Annotated in this window: 22 protein-coding genes and 1 rRNA gene; 2 read left to right on the plus strand and 21 right to left on the minus strand. The window is 43.7% G+C overall.

The window, feature by feature from the left end; genetic code table 11:
- Positions 1 to 21: 21 nt before the first annotated feature.
- From purR to BM271_RS04990, 6 genes are all read right to left on the minus strand, one after another.
- Positions 22 to 864 (minus strand): pur operon repressor, encoded by an 843-nt coding sequence (gene purR / locus BM271_RS04965; protein WP_046791325.1) that lies wholly within the window; start codon positions 862 to 864, stop codon positions 22 to 24.
- A 63-nt stretch (positions 865 to 927) separates the two neighbouring features.
- Positions 928 to 1,773, minus strand: a complete 846-nt coding sequence (gene ispE, locus BM271_RS04970; protein WP_046791326.1) for a 4-(cytidine 5'-diphospho)-2-C-methyl-D-erythritol kinase — start codon at positions 1,771 to 1,773, stop codon at positions 928 to 930.
- 93 nt (positions 1,774 to 1,866) lie between these two features.
- A complete protein-coding gene (locus BM271_RS04975) occupies positions 1,867 to 2,337 on the minus strand; it encodes a flavin reductase family protein (RefSeq protein WP_046791327.1) in 471 nt (156 codons plus the stop codon).
- A gap of 89 nt (positions 2,338 to 2,426) precedes the next feature.
- Positions 2,427 to 3,131, minus strand: coding sequence for an ABC transporter permease (locus BM271_RS04980; protein ID WP_046791328.1), 705 nt, complete (start codon positions 3,129 to 3,131; stop codon positions 2,427 to 2,429).
- 1 nt (position 3,132) lies between these two features.
- Positions 3,133 to 3,981 (minus strand): ABC transporter ATP-binding protein, encoded by an 849-nt coding sequence (locus tag BM271_RS04985; protein WP_046791329.1) that lies wholly within the window; start codon positions 3,979 to 3,981, stop codon positions 3,133 to 3,135.
- Positions 3,982 to 4,143: 162 nt separating this feature from the next.
- Entirely contained in the window at positions 4,144 to 5,055 is a 912-nt protein-coding gene (locus BM271_RS04990; RefSeq protein ID WP_046791330.1) for a LytTR family DNA-binding domain-containing protein, read from the minus strand.
- Positions 5,056 to 5,246: 191 nt separating this feature from the next.
- Here BM271_RS04990 and BM271_RS04995 point away from each other — a divergent pair, with 191 nt between their 5' ends.
- Entirely contained in the window at positions 5,247 to 5,810 is a 564-nt protein-coding gene (locus BM271_RS04995; protein ID WP_046791331.1) for an NADPH-dependent FMN reductase, read from the plus strand.
- A 95-nt stretch (positions 5,811 to 5,905) separates the two neighbouring features.
- Here the strand turns inward: BM271_RS04995 and BM271_RS05000 are convergent, their stop codons facing one another.
- The 5 genes from BM271_RS05000 to metG form a co-directional block, all read right to left on the minus strand.
- Positions 5,906 to 6,169, minus strand: coding sequence for a Veg family protein (locus tag BM271_RS05000; RefSeq protein WP_046791332.1), 264 nt, complete (start codon positions 6,167 to 6,169; stop codon positions 5,906 to 5,908).
- Positions 6,170 to 6,248: 79 nt separating this feature from the next.
- Entirely contained in the window at positions 6,249 to 7,142 is an 894-nt protein-coding gene (gene rsmA, locus BM271_RS05005; RefSeq protein ID WP_046791333.1) for a 16S rRNA (adenine(1518)-N(6)/adenine(1519)-N(6))-dimethyltransferase RsmA, read from the minus strand.
- Between the two features lies 1 nt (position 7,143).
- On the minus strand, positions 7,144 to 7,698 hold the full coding sequence (gene rnmV, locus BM271_RS05010; protein WP_046791334.1) for a ribonuclease M5: 555 nt from the start codon (positions 7,696 to 7,698) through the stop codon (positions 7,144 to 7,146).
- 79 nt (positions 7,699 to 7,777) lie between these two features.
- On the minus strand, positions 7,778 to 8,542 hold the full coding sequence (locus tag BM271_RS05015; protein ID WP_046791335.1) for a TatD family hydrolase: 765 nt from the start codon (positions 8,540 to 8,542) through the stop codon (positions 7,778 to 7,780).
- Positions 8,543 to 8,559: 17 nt separating this feature from the next.
- Complete coding sequence (metG, locus tag BM271_RS05020; RefSeq protein ID WP_046791336.1) at positions 8,560 to 10,539, minus strand: methionine--tRNA ligase; 1,980 nt, start codon at positions 10,537 to 10,539, stop codon at positions 8,560 to 8,562.
- Between the two features lie 274 nt (positions 10,540 to 10,813).
- Between metG and BM271_RS05025 the strand changes: the two genes are divergently transcribed.
- On the plus strand, positions 10,814 to 11,089 hold the full coding sequence (locus BM271_RS05025) for an AbrB/MazE/SpoVT family DNA-binding domain-containing protein (RefSeq protein ID WP_046514284.1): 276 nt from the start codon (positions 10,814 to 10,816) through the stop codon (positions 11,087 to 11,089).
- Positions 11,090 to 11,128: 39 nt separating this feature from the next.
- On the opposite strand, the gene rsmI is transcribed toward BM271_RS05025, so the two are convergent.
- From rsmI to rrf, 10 genes are all read right to left on the minus strand, one after another.
- A complete protein-coding gene (rsmI, locus tag BM271_RS05030; protein WP_046791337.1) occupies positions 11,129 to 11,947 on the minus strand; it encodes a 16S rRNA (cytidine(1402)-2'-O)-methyltransferase in 819 nt (272 codons plus the stop codon).
- Between the two features lie 3 nt (positions 11,948 to 11,950).
- Positions 11,951 to 12,202 (minus strand): GIY-YIG nuclease family protein, encoded by a 252-nt coding sequence (locus BM271_RS05035; RefSeq protein ID WP_046791338.1) that lies wholly within the window; start codon positions 12,200 to 12,202, stop codon positions 11,951 to 11,953.
- Positions 12,195 to 12,923, minus strand: coding sequence for a tRNA1(Val) (adenine(37)-N6)-methyltransferase (locus BM271_RS05040; RefSeq protein WP_046791339.1), 729 nt, complete (start codon positions 12,921 to 12,923; stop codon positions 12,195 to 12,197). Before BM271_RS05040 ends, BM271_RS05035 begins: the two co-directional genes overlap by 8 nt.
- A 40-nt stretch (positions 12,924 to 12,963) precedes the next feature.
- Complete coding sequence (locus BM271_RS05045) at positions 12,964 to 13,278, minus strand: initiation-control protein YabA (protein WP_046791340.1); 315 nt, start codon at positions 13,276 to 13,278, stop codon at positions 12,964 to 12,966.
- Positions 13,279 to 13,280: 2 nt separating this feature from the next.
- The gene (locus tag BM271_RS05050; RefSeq protein ID WP_082103707.1) at positions 13,281 to 14,087 is read right to left on the minus strand and encodes a PSP1 domain-containing protein; all 807 of its coding nucleotides are present in this window, start codon (positions 14,085 to 14,087) and stop codon (positions 13,281 to 13,283) included.
- A 5-nt stretch (positions 14,088 to 14,092) separates the two neighbouring features.
- Positions 14,093 to 14,995: a hypothetical protein gene (locus BM271_RS05055; RefSeq protein ID WP_234960442.1), complete on the minus strand. Its 903-nt coding sequence runs from the start codon at positions 14,993 to 14,995 to the stop codon at positions 14,093 to 14,095.
- A 14-nt stretch (positions 14,996 to 15,009) separates the two neighbouring features.
- Entirely contained in the window at positions 15,010 to 15,339 is a 330-nt protein-coding gene (locus BM271_RS05060; protein WP_046791343.1) for a cyclic-di-AMP receptor, read from the minus strand.
- Positions 15,336 to 15,968, minus strand: coding sequence for a dTMP kinase (gene tmk, locus BM271_RS05065; RefSeq protein WP_046791344.1), 633 nt, complete (start codon positions 15,966 to 15,968; stop codon positions 15,336 to 15,338). Before tmk ends, BM271_RS05060 begins: the two co-directional genes overlap by 4 nt.
- Entirely contained in the window at positions 15,968 to 17,254 is a 1,287-nt protein-coding gene (locus BM271_RS05070; protein WP_046791345.1) for an aminotransferase class I/II-fold pyridoxal phosphate-dependent enzyme, read from the minus strand. The genes tmk and BM271_RS05070 overlap by 1 nt, the downstream gene beginning before the upstream one ends.
- 147 nt (positions 17,255 to 17,401) lie before the next feature.
- Positions 17,402 to 17,516, minus strand: a 5S ribosomal RNA gene (rrf, locus tag BM271_RS05075).
- Positions 17,517 to 17,626: the final 110 nt, after the last annotated feature.

Below are 17,626 nucleotides of genomic sequence, written 5' to 3' on the forward strand. Positions count from 1 at the left end.
TCTCCTTTGAATGTTTAAGATTTATGCTTTTTGAAACTCGTTTTCAATATATTCCAGACAATTGCCTTCTTCTACAAGGAAAGATTGGTTAAACTCATCAATGTCAGACACTTTCAAAAGGGATGTGTAGTCATTGAAGCGGCGGTGTTCCACCTGTTTCGCTTCGACGAGCACGCTGACTCCCACAACCTGGGCGGAAAACTCCTCCATGAGGTTGATGACACCGGTGATTGAGCCGCCTGCCCGGAGGAAGTCATCCACCACAAGCACTCTCGAACCTTCCTTCAAAGTCCGCTTCGACAGTACCATCGTTTCTATTTTCCGGGTGGACCCCGAAACATAGTTTACAGAAACAGTGGACCCTTCCGTGACTTTGTTGTCTTTACGGATTACCGCAACCGGTACATTCAGCTTGCGGGCCACTGCATTTGCAAGAGAAATTCCTTTTGTTGCGATCGTTACGACCGCATCAATATCTTCTCTGCCGTACATTGTCGCAATGAGTTCTCCGATGCTGTTCATAAGTGTGGGATGTCCCATGATGTCGGACATATAAAGATAGCCCCCGGGAAGCAGGCGTTCCTTCGTCTTCAGCATGCCCATGAAATCCTCCACGATTTCCTCAGCACGGCTGTAGCTGATTTTAGGCTGGAAAGTCACGCCCCCGCCTGCGCCCGCGGTAGTCTGCACGATACCGATGCCGTCATTCTCGAACACGTCTTTGATGATCCGGATATCTTCACTGATTGAAGACTTGGCCTGATTGAACTTATCCACAAAAAAAGTGAGTGGAATCAGCTGATTTGGGTGGGCAGTCAAATGCTGGGTCATGAACACAAGACGTTCACTGCGTTTATATTTCATAAGATAACTCCTAATACCGTATTTTATATAACGATATTAACATAAAAGTTCGGATTTGAGCAATTAACCGAGCAATCTCACTTTATAAACTTCGGAACAGCATCCTTTCATCGCATTATAAAGATGAGACGCCTGCCTTTCTTTTTGGACAAAACCGAATACCGTCGGCCCGCTGCCACTCATCATTGCACAATCTGCGCCGCTTGCCGCCATCCTATCAATCAATTTTTTGACATCCGGATACTTTCGGCAGGTCACTTCCTGCAGATCATTTTTCATCAGGGAGATGATCTGCGGATAGTCCCCCTCTTTAATGGCAGCAACCATTTCTTCAGAGCCCGGCGGATTCTTTCCCGGCTTCAGAGCCTGATAGATCGTCTTTGTAGAAACATTGATTTTTGGCTTTGCGAGAATTACCCATGCATTGGGCGGTTTTGGCAGATGTTCGATTTTTTCTCCCCTGCCTGATGCGATTGCGGTGCCGCCGTGCACACAAAAAGGGATGTCAGACCCCAATTGTGAGGAGAGCTCGGCAAGTGCTTCGGTTTTTATCCCCAGATCATAAAGAGCATTCATGCCTCTGAATGTCGCCGCCGCATCCGCCGATCCTCCGGCAAGTCCTGCTGCAATGGGTATTCTTTTATCGATTTTAATATCGACCCCGGTTTTTATACCGTATGTCTTCATCATCAGGTGTGCTGCCTGATAAGCCAGGTTGCGCCTGTCTGTAGGAACATACTGATGTTCTGTATCGATGATTATCTTTTTGTCTTTACGCTTTGAAAAAGAGAGCTGGTCATTCAGGTCAACAGTCGTCATCACCATATTGACTTCATGAAAGCCATCTTCTCTTTTGAACAATGTATCCAGCGTCAAATTGATCTTTGCCGGCGCAGTTTCAAAATGCATTCTTTCACTTCCATTTTTACGTTCATTTTTGTATCAGTTTATCATAAAACCACCTGATACAATATGCACGTTTATCATAAAGTTTTAAGTACTTTACTCCGCATCGCTTCTGATGCCTCCATATTGTCCTTTAAAGAACGTCAGCGGTTCTCCGTCATCAAACAGAATCTCTTCGACCTGGCCCAATATGAGTGTGTGGTCCCCGGCCGGGATCTGCTGGTAATTCTTGCATATAAGTGCAGCCAGACTGTTTCGGAGCACAGGCACTTCATCAATGACGTCGAACAGGATCTCCCCCTCATACGTCTTCTGTTTGGCAAAATGCATCGACAGATATTTCTGCTCTTCAGTCAGCAGACTGATACCGAATGATTCGGCTCCTTTCAGCTTATCGAGCATAGTTGCCCGATTATCTATGGAAATTAGAACAAGTTTGGGATCAAGTGACACAGACATAAACGCATTCGCAGTCATTCCACGGGTCTCTTCGTCCTCATTCACAGTGATTACAGTTACCCCTGTGGCAAATCTGCCCATTGCGTTCCTGAATGTACGATCTTCCATAAAAACACTTCCTTCTCGGTTATTTACTAATAAAAAATTGGGAACAGATACATTAAATGTACCATATTCCCAATTAGTCTGAAAATTTTCTATTTGCCTTCATCATTCATCCGCTTTTTGAATGCCCAAGCTGCATAGACGAAACTGAGAAATACCCACCCTCCCAGTATGAGGAGCGGCAACGTCGTTTCGCCCTCCTGAATGAAAACATACTGGTACAGCGGTGAATAATCGACAATCTGTCTCACTATGTTTGTTTCATCTGTAATCATGATTTCCAGCATCGGTGTAAATCCGAAGACCATCATGATGGGAAGCATATATACAGAAGTCGTTGCAACACTTTTCACTTCAAGTCCCACCGCAACGCCAAGATTCAGGAAAAATATTCCGAGTAGCAGCATCGCTGCAATCACAGCCGGTGACCAGGAAAGGTCTGCATCCATTATTATCAATGAAAGGATAAGGGAGATTGCGGTCATCATGATGACAACCAGACTTTTACCGATCAGAATATCCATCATGGAAGCCGGAGACTGCACCAGGCCCCTTAAAGTATCCTTTTCATTTTCTTCTGCCATCATCGTCATAATGCCGCTGCAGAGTATCGCTGAGAACGCCACCCCGACAATGATTGAGATGATGACAGGCGGGAACCCTTCATTCGGTTCACCCATATTTCCGTACATGAAAGCAAGCACAATCGGGGTGAGTATTGAGGTGAACAGCATCATATTACGCGTAAATTCCTTCAGATCCTTTTCGAATATCGCTATTATTCTTCCTGCATTCATATTAGACCAGTTCCTTTCCGGTAACTTTTTTAAAGACTTCGCCCAAAGTCGGATAGTCGCTTCTGATATCGATGACTTCAGAATCGAATAACGCACGCTCCAACGCAGGCTTATTTTCCATGCTTCTTGTAACGCTTGTCGTTTTCCCACCGTTATAAGTGATATGGATCTCATTATTTTTGTAGGAATGTCTTAAAGTTTCCGGGTGTCCCTGTTCAAGAATTTTCCCATTATCAAGGAAAGCCACCTTGTCGCACAGCGTCGTCGCTTCGTCCATATCATGGGTTGTAAGCATTACTGTCGTCCCCTGTTCCTTAATACGGAGCAGCATGTCATGGATCCTGTCGGTTGTTATCGGATCCAGTGCACTGGTCGGTTCATCGAGGAATAGCACCTCAGGCTCGTGCAGTATTGCTTTGCACAAGAGTATACGCTGCTTCATCCCTTTTGATAATACAGATACTCTCTTGTCTTGATGGGATTCCAACCCGACCGCTTCAAGCACCTGTCTCACACTCTGTTTGTTCGTTCCATACAACTTTCTGAACAGCTCCAGGTTATCCTTCACTGTCAGACGCTCGTATAAGGCACTGTTATCAGATAGAATTCCCAATTGTTTTATATAGGACGATCTGCTGAAATCCTTATGTGTATATCCAAGCACTTCAACAGTGCCTTCCGTCGGCTCAAACTCACCTGTCAATATTCTGATCGTTGTTGTCTTACCGGAACCGCTGGGACCCAGCAAGCCAAAAACCTCTCCGCGTCCAACACCAAATTCAATACCGTCCAATGCTTTCTCATTTCCAAAAGTTCTCTTCAAATCCTTTACGGTTATGATTGCTTCCATTTCCGTACCTCCTTCATGTGTTGACTTAAGTCTATGATGGATTTCAAATGGCTGCGATCGTATTGGAATGAACGGTTGGAAAATCACTTTGAACTGTATGATATATGCTTCAAACGAACTTATTTTCTGCTGATCTGTACTTATTTCTGCTGAAATGTACCGTTACAACACCAGCAGTTTTTGGATTTCGTTATATTTTGTCCTCGATAGTGGGATTTTTGTCTTTTCCTGATTTTCAATCACAATCGAGTACGTATTTTTAGACCAGGTGATGATTTCCCTTACTTTATCGAGATTGACGATATAGGAACGATGGCATCTGTAAAAGCCATGGCTGCCCAGCTTCTTTTCTGTCTCTGCCAGGGTCGTTTCGATGACAAACTTTTCCCGGGAAATATTTACATAGACTTTCCCTTCGTTGCTTTCGATATATTCGATATCTTCCAGGTCTATGAAAATCGTTTTATCATGGGATTTCGCTCTTATACGGTTCAGAGAACTTTGGGCATCACTCTCTTCCGATATTTCAGTTTCAACCTGTTTAAGCCCCAGTTCGCCCAGTCTGGCGATATTACTGCTTACGACAAATGCCTCTTCAGTGCTGCTGGTAATCACAATGAGTGCCTTCCCCGCACTTTTCATATGTTCCAACATCTTATGGAAAAACTTTATATTTTCAATTCCGGCATTATGTAAAGGATTCACAGCCAGCACTTCGTTCTGTCCGGTCATAAGTGCCTGGATATATGCAAGCCGTTGGACAGTGTCGGCTTCACACTTCCCGAGACGCGTGTCGGAAACGGTGTCGAGCCTATACTGATTCAGCATATCAGCCACTTCCAATGTACTCTTGTTCCATTTCTTATAAAATTTTATATGATCTTTCACGGTCAGCCGTTCATAGACAGGAACAGAACTCTCAAGTTTAAAGACACTGTGCACATGCTCTGTCAGCTTCATCATACGATTGATGTATTCGACAGGCATCTGAATGACTGTCACCTTCCCTCTTCGAAACTCTATGGACTGATCATTCTCTTTCTCAATCACATCAGCTATTTTAATCTCCTGCATGCATCTTCACCCCATTGTCCGTGTCATTTTATTATAATATAAATAAAATTAATGTGCCCATGACATAGAGAGTCTGGAAAAAACTGAACAAAATACTTGAAATGTTTTTTTTAGAATGTATTATATATCATGTACTTACTTTTTATAAGTATGAACCACTAGATGGTTTACACTAACGGAGGAATACATTTATGGTTAAAATAGGTATTGTTACAGGCAGCACGCGCAAAGCACGCGTTAATATGCAGGTTGCAGAATGGGTAAAGGATTTCGCGGATAAATTGGATCTCGATGCAGAGTTCGAAATTGTAGACATCAAGGAATACGACTTCCCGATGTTCAACGAAGATCTTCCGCCGGCAATGGCAAACAAACAGTATTCTACTGATGCCATCAATGCATGGTCCAGGAAAATTGATGAATTGGATGGTTACATTTTCATCACACCTGAGTACAATAAAAGCGTCACGGCTTCCCTCAAAAATGCAATCGACTATATCGGTCCTGAATGGGGCAACAAATCTGCAGGCATCGTAGGCTACGGTTCCACACTCGCAGTAGCAGCGACACTTTCCCTGCGCCAGATCCTCGGTAATCTGAACGTAGCGACAGTCGCACCTTTCGGTGCATTCAGCCTGTTCACAGACTTTGAAAACATGAGTACTTTCAAGCCGGCTGAGATCCATGACGCAACAATCGAAAATGTTGTCAATACGACTGTTAACTGGGCAAAAGGCCTGAAAACAATCAGATAATATCTGACAAAAAATTCCGGTGAGCTGAAAATGTTCAGGTTCACTATATAATAAAAAACCATCATCTGTCCCAGATGATGGTTTTTCTCGTTCAATTATTGGATTACAAATGCTTCTCTTTCATCATTATAGAATGTCACTTCGACATTTGATGTCAATACATCGGTATATGTATATGACACTCTTTCAAAGTTATGTTCCTCCTGATCAAGTTCTACGACGAAGATCGAAGGATATGTTTCTCTAAGAATACCCCGTCGTTCAATCAATTTCTTGCGCCCTCCGTTTGCACGAAGTAAAACTGGATTACCCAATTGACATTCAAGAATATTTTTGATGTCGACTAAAGTTTTTGGCATTTGGCCCACCTCACTACATTCATTATAGCAAGTTTACATAATTCTGTCAAAATTTCATCGAAATCGTTTACTTTTGTATCTATTGGGAAATTATTTTCAATCCAGGGAAGTTTTTAATCTTGCGGTAAATATCTGCATATTCTTCAATCGAGATACTTTCACCCCGTCGTCGCGGGTCAATGCCTGCTGCTTCGAGCAGCTGGCGGATGGTATCTTTGTGTTCTTTTCCATTTTCAAAAACACTCATGTAATTATTCAGGATTGTCTTCCGCCTTTGGCCGAAGGCACCGCGGGTCAATCTGAAAAATAAATTTTCATCGTCAATATCAACTTTCTTTGTTTTCCGTCTTACCATTTCCACAATGATGGAATCGACATTCGGCGGCGGCATGAATACCGTTTTAGGCACATGCTGTACTACACGTGCTTCCGTATAATAGTCTATCGCTATGGACAGTGAACCGTATGATTTGCTGTTCGGGCGGGCACTGATGCGTTCTCCGACTTCTTTTTGCATCATTACATAATATCGCTCAATCGGCAGGTTCTGCTCCAAAAAATTCATAAGTATCGGTGTTGTAATGTAGTAAGGCAGGTTTGCGACAACTACCACTTCATCGCACTCTGAAAAATATGCCTCAATAGCCTCCGGGACATCCGCTCTTAGAATATCCTCATTTATGACCGTTACATTGTCATACGGAGACAGTGTATCCTCCAGTACGGGAACCAGCCTCTGGTCTATCTCGAAAGCCACCACTTTCCCTGCACGTTTAGCCAGCTGCTCAGTCAATGAGCCTATCCCCGGTCCAACTTCTATGACACCCGTCTTTTCATGGATATCCGCCTTATCCAGCACTTCCCTGATGACATTCAAATCTATAAGGAAATTCTGACCCAGACTTTTCTTAAATGAAAACCCATGATCCGCAAGTATTTGTTTTGTCCTGCCTGCCGTTGCAATATCTTTCATATTACTCACCCGTAAACTCTTTCAATATTTTTAATATCCGTGCTTTATCGATATTATAGCGGTTCAGCTTTTTCCTCAGCTGCCCGGCGTTGGCGTACCCGATGTTCAGACGGTCACAGAGATACCGTCGTCTGACTGCTGCTTCTGTACTGCCCGACAGGCCCCACCCGGTCATATCTGCCAATGTGATCGTCTCTTCTGTCACCGGCATATTCGTGTAGACCTGCGACAGACTTTCACGGATTGCTTCGATACTTGCATGCTCAATGCCTATTCCGCCTAACCTGCCTTTTGCTTTTTCCCGTGGCAGAAAGGCTTCTTTGATGTTCGGGAACCGCTCCAGGATAGTGTTGCGTATTTTATGGCCCGGAAAGTCGGGGTCGGTAAAAATAATCGCCCCCCGCGTGGCTAAAGCGACTTCTATTTCTTTTAATACAGTTTCATTGATCGCCGAACCGTTGGTCTCGATTGTTTCACAGGAAACCGCTTCGTTCAAACGCCTCGTATCATCGCGTCCTTCTACGATAATGACTTCTTTTATAACCGGTTTTTCCATACTTTTCGCTCCTTGATTCCATCATACCACAATTATTTATTCCAAAAATAAAATCACCGTCAAAGCGGTGATTTCATCACTATATGCCAAAAAGCGTTTCGGCATTCTTCGTTGTCTGTGCTGCCAGGTCTTCATAGGTCATTCCGCGTAGCTCAGCTATTTTTTCTGCGACCAGCTTCACATAAGCAGGTTCATTCCTTTTGCCCCTGTAAGGATGCGGTGTCAGAAAAGGTGCATCTGTTTCGACGAGGAGTTTTTCAATCGGTACATGCACAGCGATGTCTTTTGGTTCCTGTGCATTTTTAAATGTGACAGGACCGCCGAGGGACACATAAAAATTCATATCGATTATCGTGTCGGCATCTGATTCATCTCCGCTGAAAGCATGCATGATGCCGCCGATTTCATGAGCTCCCTCTGATTTTAAAATCTCAATGCAGTCTTCCGTCGCATTTCTGTTGTGGATGATGATTGGAAGTTTGACTCTTCTTGCCAGTGCAATCTGCTTTTTGAAAACTTCTTTCTGCACATCATGCGGGGACTTTTCCCAGTGATAATCGAGACCCGTTTCACCAATGCCGACAATCTTTTCATGGACGGACAATGACTCGATCCAGTCAAGATCTTCATCCGTGCAATCAACCGCGTCCACCGGATGCCATCCGATGACACCGTAAACATTCTCATATTTCTCCATGAGCTCCATTGTCCGCTCTATTGTTTTGCGGTCGAACCCGACTACGACCATCTTTTCAACGCCCGCTTCTTCGGCACGCTGCATGACCGCTTCCAGGTCTTCATCATACTGATCTGCATTAAGGTGTACATGCGTATCTATCAACATTGCAATCACTCCAACAATTATTTTACAGTGCTGCCGTTTTCGATTCCGTCCGGTACAGAAATAAGCGTCAGTCTCTTGCCTTTCTCTGCTGTTAAAATCATGCCTTCAGAATGCTCTCCGCGTAATTTGACAGGCTCAAGGTTCGTTACAACAAGTACTTTTTTGCCTATTATATCCTCCGGCTCATACTGAGAACGGATACCGGATACGATTTGACGTTCTTCATTCCCCAGGTCCACTTTTATCTTGAGGAGCTTATCGGCTTTCTTGATGCCTTCGGCCTGGATGATGGTTGCGACTTTGATTTCAACTTTATCAAAATCTTTGATGTTGATGAGTCCTTCTGCAGAAGCCTCTTCATTTTCATCCGCTTCCTCTTTCTTTTCAGGTGTCATCAGTTCCTTGATATGTGCCACTTCCGCTTCCACATCAAGCCTCGGATAGATCGGCTGCGGTTTAGAGACCATCTGCTCACCTATCTTGATGCTGCCGTATTTGAAAACTGAATCAAATGTCTGCAGTCCGTTGTCCGTGATGTTCATCTGTCTGAAGATCTCTTTTGGGCCGTGTGTCAGATAAGGCTTGAGCAGAATTGCTGCAATACGGATGTTTTCCGCCAGGTGCACCATCACATTACCCAGCGCTTCACGGTTCGCTTCATTTTTAGCGAGCACCCATGGCGCTGTCTCATCAATATACTTATTCGTACGGCTGATGATTGTCCATACCGCCCTTAATGATTTGTTGAACTCCATTTCTTCCATGGCATCTTCATAAAGCTGGACATTTTCTTTGACCGTCGTTTCCAGGCTTTCGTCAAATTCATTTTGATGTCCTTTATATTCAGGCAGTTTGCCGTCGAAATATTTATTGACCATGGAAATTGTACGGTTCACCAGGTTACCCAAATCATTCGCAAGATCATAGTTCGTCCGGTCCACGAAGGCTTCCGGTGTGAATACACCGTCGGAGCCAAACGGCACTTCACGCATCAGATAATAGCGGAGCGCGTCGAGACCATAGCGCTCGACCACCGTTTCCGGATAGATGACGTTCCCTTTGGATTTGGACATTTTACCGTCTTTCATTACAAGCCAGCCATGTCCTAAAAGTTTTTTAGGCAGCGGCAGATCCAGAGCCATCAGCATGATCGGCCAATAAATGGCATGGAAACGAACGATCTCCTTACCGATCATATGAACATCCGCCGGCCAGAATTTCTTAAACAGAGCATCATCATCAGAGCCGTATCCAAGCGCCGTAATGTAGTTGCACAGTGCATCAATCCATACATATACAACGTGTTTAGGGTCGGAAGATACCGGTATCCCCCACGAGAATGTCGTTCTGGATACTGCCAGGTCTTCCAGTCCCGGGCGGATGAAGTTGTTCAGCATTTCATTTCTGCGTGAAGCAGGTTTGATGAAATCCGGATTGTCTTCATAGAATTTTTCCAGACGATCCGCATACTTGCTCATTCTGAAGAAGTAGCTTTCTTCTTTGACCAGTTCCACTTCATGGCCGCTCGGAGCCACGCCGCCGATCATATTGCCGTTTTCGTCTTTGTAAACTTCGTCAAGCTGCGTTTCAGTGAAGAATTCTTCATCCTGTACAGAATACCACCCTTCGTATTCTCCGAGATAAATATCCCCCTGTTCAAGAAGCTGCTCGAAAATCTGCTGGATTGCCTTCTTGTGATTCTCGCTCGTCGTACGGATGAACTGGTCATTGGTGATTTCGAGAATCGACCACAGTTCTTTCATATATTTGGCCATATCATCCACATACTTTTGAGGGGAGATACCCATTTTCTCCGCCTTCTGCTCAATCTTCTGACCGTGCTCATCCGCACCTGTCAGATAGTAGACATCAAACCCGCGCATGCGTTTGTATCTTGCCATCACATCACATGCGATTGTTGTATAAGCGTTACCGATATGAAGCTTGCCGCTTGGGTAGTATATCGGAGTGGTGATATAGTAAGTTGGTTTTTCCATGCCTTTTCCTCCTATTAGTTCATTTATTAAATATAACTAATTTCGCCCCGCTTTTCAATGATATCAGTGGCGTCTTGTATATTCTCTATGCTATAATCAGCAAGAACTTGGAGATACAGGGAAAACCCTGTTGACATCATCCAAGAAATATGATATCCGCATGTTTCGAATTGATTTTATCGGGTATCAAAAGTTATATTCTTAATAAGATTCATCACTTACTTAGAGAAATATTTGAAATTGATGAACAGCGGAAAGTATGGAGGGATTTTTTGTGAAATCAACAGGAATTGTACGTAAAGTCGATGAATTAGGGAGAGTGGTCATCCCTATAGAGCTTAGGCGTGTACTGGATATTGAAGTAAAGGATGCACTCGAAATTTATACTGATGATGATACAATCATCCTCAAAAAATACAAGCCACAGATGACTTGTGCTGTAACCGGTGATGTGTCTGAGAAAAATATGCGCCTTGCAGACGGCCGTATCATTTTGAGTCAGGAAGGTGCACAGCAGCTTATCGATGAAATAAAATCAAAAATGGACTAAATAGATATTAAAAATCGATGGACCGATAATGGCCATCGATTATTTTTTATGATATTCGTCATATACGTCCTGCTTGCGCAATCCTCTTAGATCGGCCACAGCCTTGATGGCCTGTTTCGGTTTCATTCCCTCTCCAACCAATACTTCGATATGTTCAGTGACCGGCATATCAAAAGTTTCTTCAATTTCCGGCGCCCCTTCCACTACAATGACAAATTCACCTTTTAAAGGGATTCTCTCTCCCAGCATGTCAGCCATTTCCACTGCCGAAGCACGTTCGTGCTGTTCGAATTTCTTGGTTATTTCCCGGGAAACACTCACATTCCGTTCCGGATCGATATTGCTTATAGCAGCGATTGTATCTTTTATCTTATGAGGGGATTCATACAATACTGAGGTGAACGGATGCTCCATGACCTCAATAAGTTTATCTTTTCTTTTCCTTCCGGTTTTCGGCAGAAATCCAAAATAAGTGAATTCATACGAAGGGATGCCGCTTGCGACAAGTGCCATTGTAAATGCGGAAGCCGAAGGGATGACCACATAATCCAGGTTTTCCCGCTGCATTCTTCCTATCAGTTCAAAACCCGGATCTGATACGACAGGCATTCCGGCATCACTCACCAGGGCAAATGTCCTGCCTTCCTTCATTTCTTCTATGATATGATCTTCGACCTCTTCTTTGTTGAAATCATGATAGGATCTAAGCGGTGTACTGATTTCGAAATGATTGGTCAGTTTGCGTGTCGTGCGCGTATCCTCGCAAAGAATGGTATCAACATCCTTCAACGTTTCTATCGCTCTGAACGTCATATCATCCAGGTTTCCAATCGGTGTGCCCGTTACAAATAGATGCATGTATTATCCCCCACTTTCTATCAGTGCCATTTTTGCTGTTCTCGTCAGTTTTTTAATCGCATGTTCGCGCTTCATCGCTTCACTTTTCGTTTCAAATTTTTCGTAATATCTGAGTGCGACCGGCAGCCTGTTCCGTGTATACTTTGCACCTGTCCCACTGTTGTGGGTTTCTATGCGCTTTTCAAGATCTGCTGCATACCCCGTATAAAGTGTCTGATCTGCACATTCCACAATGTACGTGTAGTACTCAGCCATAATATACCTCCAGCATCCCTCTGGAATATTCACCTTCAGTCTCATAAATATAAAATGGCGGAAAAATATCTGCGTAAGCCTGACTGTGGAAGATCGCTTCTATAAGAACAAACAGTGCCGTTTCCGATCTTTTATCATTATACACATATTGCAGCCGCCTGATCCGGAATCCGGCATTCGACAGTTCGTTGATGACTTCCATGCTGCGCTCGGCGCGATGCACCATGTAGAGGCGCCCTTTATTCTTCACCAGGAATCGTGCTGCTTCAACCACACTGGCGAGATCGATATGTACTTCGTGCCGCGCAATACTGTGCGGCCCCATGCTTTTAAGAGGCTGATTATTTGTAAAATACGGAGGGTTCACTGTAATCACATCAAAAGACGAATGGGTGAACATCTCCCTGATCTGTTTGATATCACCAGTATGCATTGTAATCTGATCTGTTTTTTCATTCAGTCCGATACTTCTTTCGGCCATATCTGCAAGCTGTCCCTGGATTTCCACTGCTTCAATCGGCTTTTTTGTCCTGTGGGATAAAAGCAGCGGTATAACACCGTTACCCGAGCATAGATCGATGATTTTTTGATCACGTTTGACGATTCTTGTAAAATTGGCGAGCAGAAGCGCATCAACTGAAAATGAGAACACTTCCCTGCTCTGGATAATCTGCATGGATTCCCTGAAAAGTTCATCCAGCCGCTCTCCCTTTTTCAACATCTTTCTCACCTCAAATAATAAAGACGGCCGCAGCCGTCTGTTACTTTCCTCTATGTTCGAGAAAACCCTGACAAAACAGGCAGTCTTCATCGTTTCTCAGTGTACCGAAATGTACGCTGCAAACATGGAACCCTTCTTCGTAGATACTGTTCAATGTATTCCCTTTGAAAGAATCCTCTTCCACTGCCTCATCCTCTTCATAGAGCTTTTCGTACTTCTCTTTCTCCATATGCAGAGAGACGTTCTCTTCAACGAGACGCACGGCAAGCTCCTTCAATGTCTGGAGATCCTCGTGCATATTATTCATATCAGCTTCCATTTTACTGATATGCATGAATAAACGTTCACGATCCATGTTTACACCTCTCCGGCTGCTTCAAGTTCATCGCAGTGGAACTCACGGATATAGTCGTCCTTATATTTAACTTTGATGACAAGATCCAATATGTTCATTCCAACTACAAGCCCGCGGCCATCAGGCGTGTTGATCGTCTGTCCGACATCCGGCATCCGTTCACGGGCATCCTCATAGTACTCATCCTCGTAATTGAGGCAGCACATCAGACGTCCGCATGCACCGGAGATCTTAGTCGGGCTGAGTGAAAGATCCTGGTTTTTCGCCATCTGTATGCTCACTGGCGCAAAATCGCCCAGGAATGTCGAGCAGCAATGGGCGCGGCCGCACGGACCTATACCACCAAGATACTTCGCTTCATCCCGGACGCCTATCTGGCGTAATTCAATACGCGTTTTGAATTTATTCGCCAATACGCGTACGAGACCCCTGAAATCCACACGTTCATCCGCTGTAAAATTGAAAATCAGTTTTTTACAATCCAGTGTGAATTTTGCATTCACCAGATTCATATTCAGTTTTTCTACTTCTATTGCCGATTTGCAGAAATCCATCGCCTCTTCGGCACTGCTTTGATTTTCATAGAATTTTCTCTGATCTTTTTCTGTCGCAGAGCGTACAAATTTACCATCGGGCTCTACTATATTATCTTTCGAAATCTCATAATTCCCTTTAACGACACGCAGCATTTCTATGCCCCGTTTCGTCTCTGCAATTATATAATCATCGCGTTCAACCGTCACCTGGCCACTTTCAATATAAATATTGTCAAAGTAATCCAGCTGGGTAGCAGTGATGAGTTCTATCATATTATTCAACCTTTCGAGCAGATAACCATACTTTCAAATACGAGCATCGGGTGGACGTTGGACTGCAGCATCCGGTTTGCTGTTTGAATTTCATCCAACATTTTAGCCAGCCGTTTTATAGAATTTCTGCCTTTCACCTGTTCAGCTCCAAACGGTTTATAGCTTTCGAGTTCAAGTGACGCATGCATGGACTGACGGACGAAACCGTCAATCAGCTGGAGCATCAGCATGTAATCCCTGCGCTCTGTACATATATCGACGATCGGTTTGATATCGATCAGCACAAGTGGGTGGTTGCCGATCCATTTGGATGAAAATTCAATGGCTTTTTTTCTCATTACAGAGAAATTCTCACCAAGATCTTTTACATGCTGTGCATTGAGTGCCAGCACATCAACCGTATTAAGCTCCATGTCACTCAAATTTTCCAGAAACCTGGTACGGTCTTCTTTTTCACCCTTTATATGGATATGTTGTGACCTCGAATGGATAGTAGGCAGAATACTGCTCTTATCTATTGTAAGCAGGATTGCTATTGTCTTTTCCGGCGGTTCTTCAAGAAATTTCAACACGCTGTTCTCTGCCTGGGGTGTCAGTTTCTCAAATGCTTCAATTACATAAACTTTGTAGTCGGATTCGGTCGGCTTACGGTTCATCCTGCGTACCAGATCTTCGACCGCATCTTTTTTAATAGAAGTTTCATCCGTTCGAAGATAAAAATAATCTGGATGATTGCCTTCCGAAATAAGCGTCTCATTACGCGGCGTTTTTCCAAGGATTTTGAGTGCAAAGTGCTCGCTTTGACGCCTTAAAGTCTCTATGGCATCGCTCTCAAACATGTAAGTATGACTGAGTCTTCCACTCTCAATAATCCTGTTCAATTGTTGTTCTGCACTAACTGTCTGCATGCTCATACAATCGCTTAAAATCTTTCAAACTGTTCAATCGGCAGAACAAATACTGTTGCTCCGCCGACTTCAACCTCGACTGGATATGGGATATAGGAATCCGCATTGCCTCCCATCGGAGTAACAGGTGCAACTGTCTGCTCCCTGTTTCCACAGGTATCGTCCAGAAGACTAAGCAGTTCATCTACACGTGCATCCTCAACACCGCAAAGGAAAGTTGTGTTTCCCGCTCTTAAAAACCCACCTGTTGAAGCAAGCTTGGTATTTCTGAAGTCATTTTTAGTCAGTCTGTCTGCCAGTCTTTGACTGTCATGATCCTGAACGATTGCGATAACCATCTTCATGAGTGATCCACTCCTTGTTCCAAATATTGATTGATTATTTTCATTACATCCCGGGTCACCTTTTCAGGAGACTGATCGGCATCTACTATCTTAATCCGGTTTGGATAATTTTCTGATAATTCATTATAACCTAAAACAACATCTTTATGAAAACTAATTTTTTCTGTATCCAGTCTATTGTGATCGCGCTTGTTACTTTCTATCCGATGAAGTCCGACTGCAGGGTCAAGCTTCAGGTATATAGTCAAGTCGGGCATATGATCTTCTATGGCAAAACGGTTGATGTTCATCACTTCTTCTGTTCCGATGCCCCTCGCGAATCCTTGATATGCAATGGAACTGTCGACGAAACGATCGCACAGGACAACCCTTCCTGTTTCGAGTGCCGGAAGCACTTTTTCAATCAGATGCTGACGTCTTGCAGCTGCGAACAGCAAAGCTTCAGTACGGGGGTCCATGTCATTACCTTCCGCCAACAGAATCTTTCTGATCGATTCACTGATGGCGATGCCTCCAGGTTCACGAGTGGCCATTGTATCATATGTTTTTGCAAGCTGTTCATGTACTTTAGAAATTACTGTTGTCTTTCCGGAACCTTCCGGACCTTCAAATGTAATGAAATGACCCATTAACTTTCCTCATTTTTGTAGTATTCTATGTTATGCCTTATACCCTCTATTCTAACATGATTAGACAGATTATGCGTAATCGTTTTAATATGCTGCCGGGTAATCGTCTCACCTTCGTGAACCAGCGGGATTCCCGGAGGATAAGGTACAATGCTGCGTCTGCATACTTTATTGAGCAGATTCCCTACATCTCTAAATGAAGGTGCATCCCGGGTTTCAATAATTTGTGCCCCCCGCACGGAAAGCTCCATATCCGATGTAACGGCATCAATCCTTTCGATGAGCATCTTAAGTGGATATCTGTCTCCTTTATGGAATAAAGGCAAACACCATAACACTCCTTCGTCGGTTACCATTTCATGTTGGATATGATGATATTCTGTAAGAATTTTTGCCAGTTCATATGGTGTGAGTTTCTGATGGCTGATCATGATTTTCGCAGGATCTGCTTTTTCTTCTACAATAATGTTCTGTTTCTGCAGCGCCTCAATGATCTGTGTACGCTTGTTGAAAAAATCTTCAGGATGATAAGTCTTGTAGAATTCATGAGCACTTTCAATTGAGAGCATGACAAGATAAGAAGGGCTCGATGTTTCAAAACAGTTTATATATTTCATCACTTCGCCGTGCAGAGACTGAGACTTCATAAAAATCACAGAGGCCATTGTCAATGCCGGAAGCATCTTATGATAGGACTGGACTGTAATATCCGATCCATATACCATTGAGGATTCAGGAAAACCAGGAGCGATATCAAGGTGTGCACCATGAGCCTCATCTGTGAGTACACGGGCGTTTTGATTGTGGGCATAGGAAATAATCTGCCCAATATCAATCGTTTCGCCCGTGTAGGTTGGGTAGGTCACTATAATTGTATCCGCTGAGCTTAATGACATATTTAAAAAATCCACTGACGTTGTCTCAATGTAATCAGCCTCTGTAAGATGAAGACCATTGTAAACGGACTTATGTGCCTTATCGACGATAACAAATCTCCCGGTAGTATTATTCAAAGCATAAATCGCTGATATAATGCCATTCGTCGTCCCATTCACCATCATCTGAGCAATATACCCTGAATATTTCCGACTAAGGTTCCTATTGATCTGATTTAATATGCCTTCCGGTTCATGCAAATCATCAAGCCCTTGGATTTCAGTCATATCAAAACGGGAATCAATCATCGACAGATAGCCGATAGTATTATTTTTATGTCCGGGCACATGCATCGATATGTATGGTTTTTCATTGTTCAGCATATTTTCAATCGTTTTATATAGATTCATTTTATTCACCACTTCATTTATAACACTCTCGCAGGAAAGTACCAAGAGTTTGGATACTGAGTGACTTCAGAGATTAAAATAACATAAAAAAAAGAGACCACTAAGGGTCTCAATGCGGCTCATCGCATCCATATGTAAATCTGTACTGCCCGGCAGCGTCCTACTCTTGCGGGACGTCAGTCCAACTACCATCGGCGCTGGAGAGCTTAACTGCTGTGTTCGGCATGGGTACAGGTGTGGCCTCTCCGCCATCGCCGCCGGACAGTGAATTGCTTTACCTCAAGCCCTGAATCATCAGGATCAAGGCGGTTCGACTGCTGTCGAACGAATGTCTATTCCGTTCTCCACGCATTGGAAATGCAGGAGAAACTA

It is taken from the genome of Salinicoccus halodurans, from assembly GCF_900114445.1.
In the GTDB taxonomy this organism is placed as follows: domain Bacteria; phylum Bacillota; class Bacilli; order Staphylococcales; family Salinicoccaceae; genus Salinicoccus; species Salinicoccus halodurans.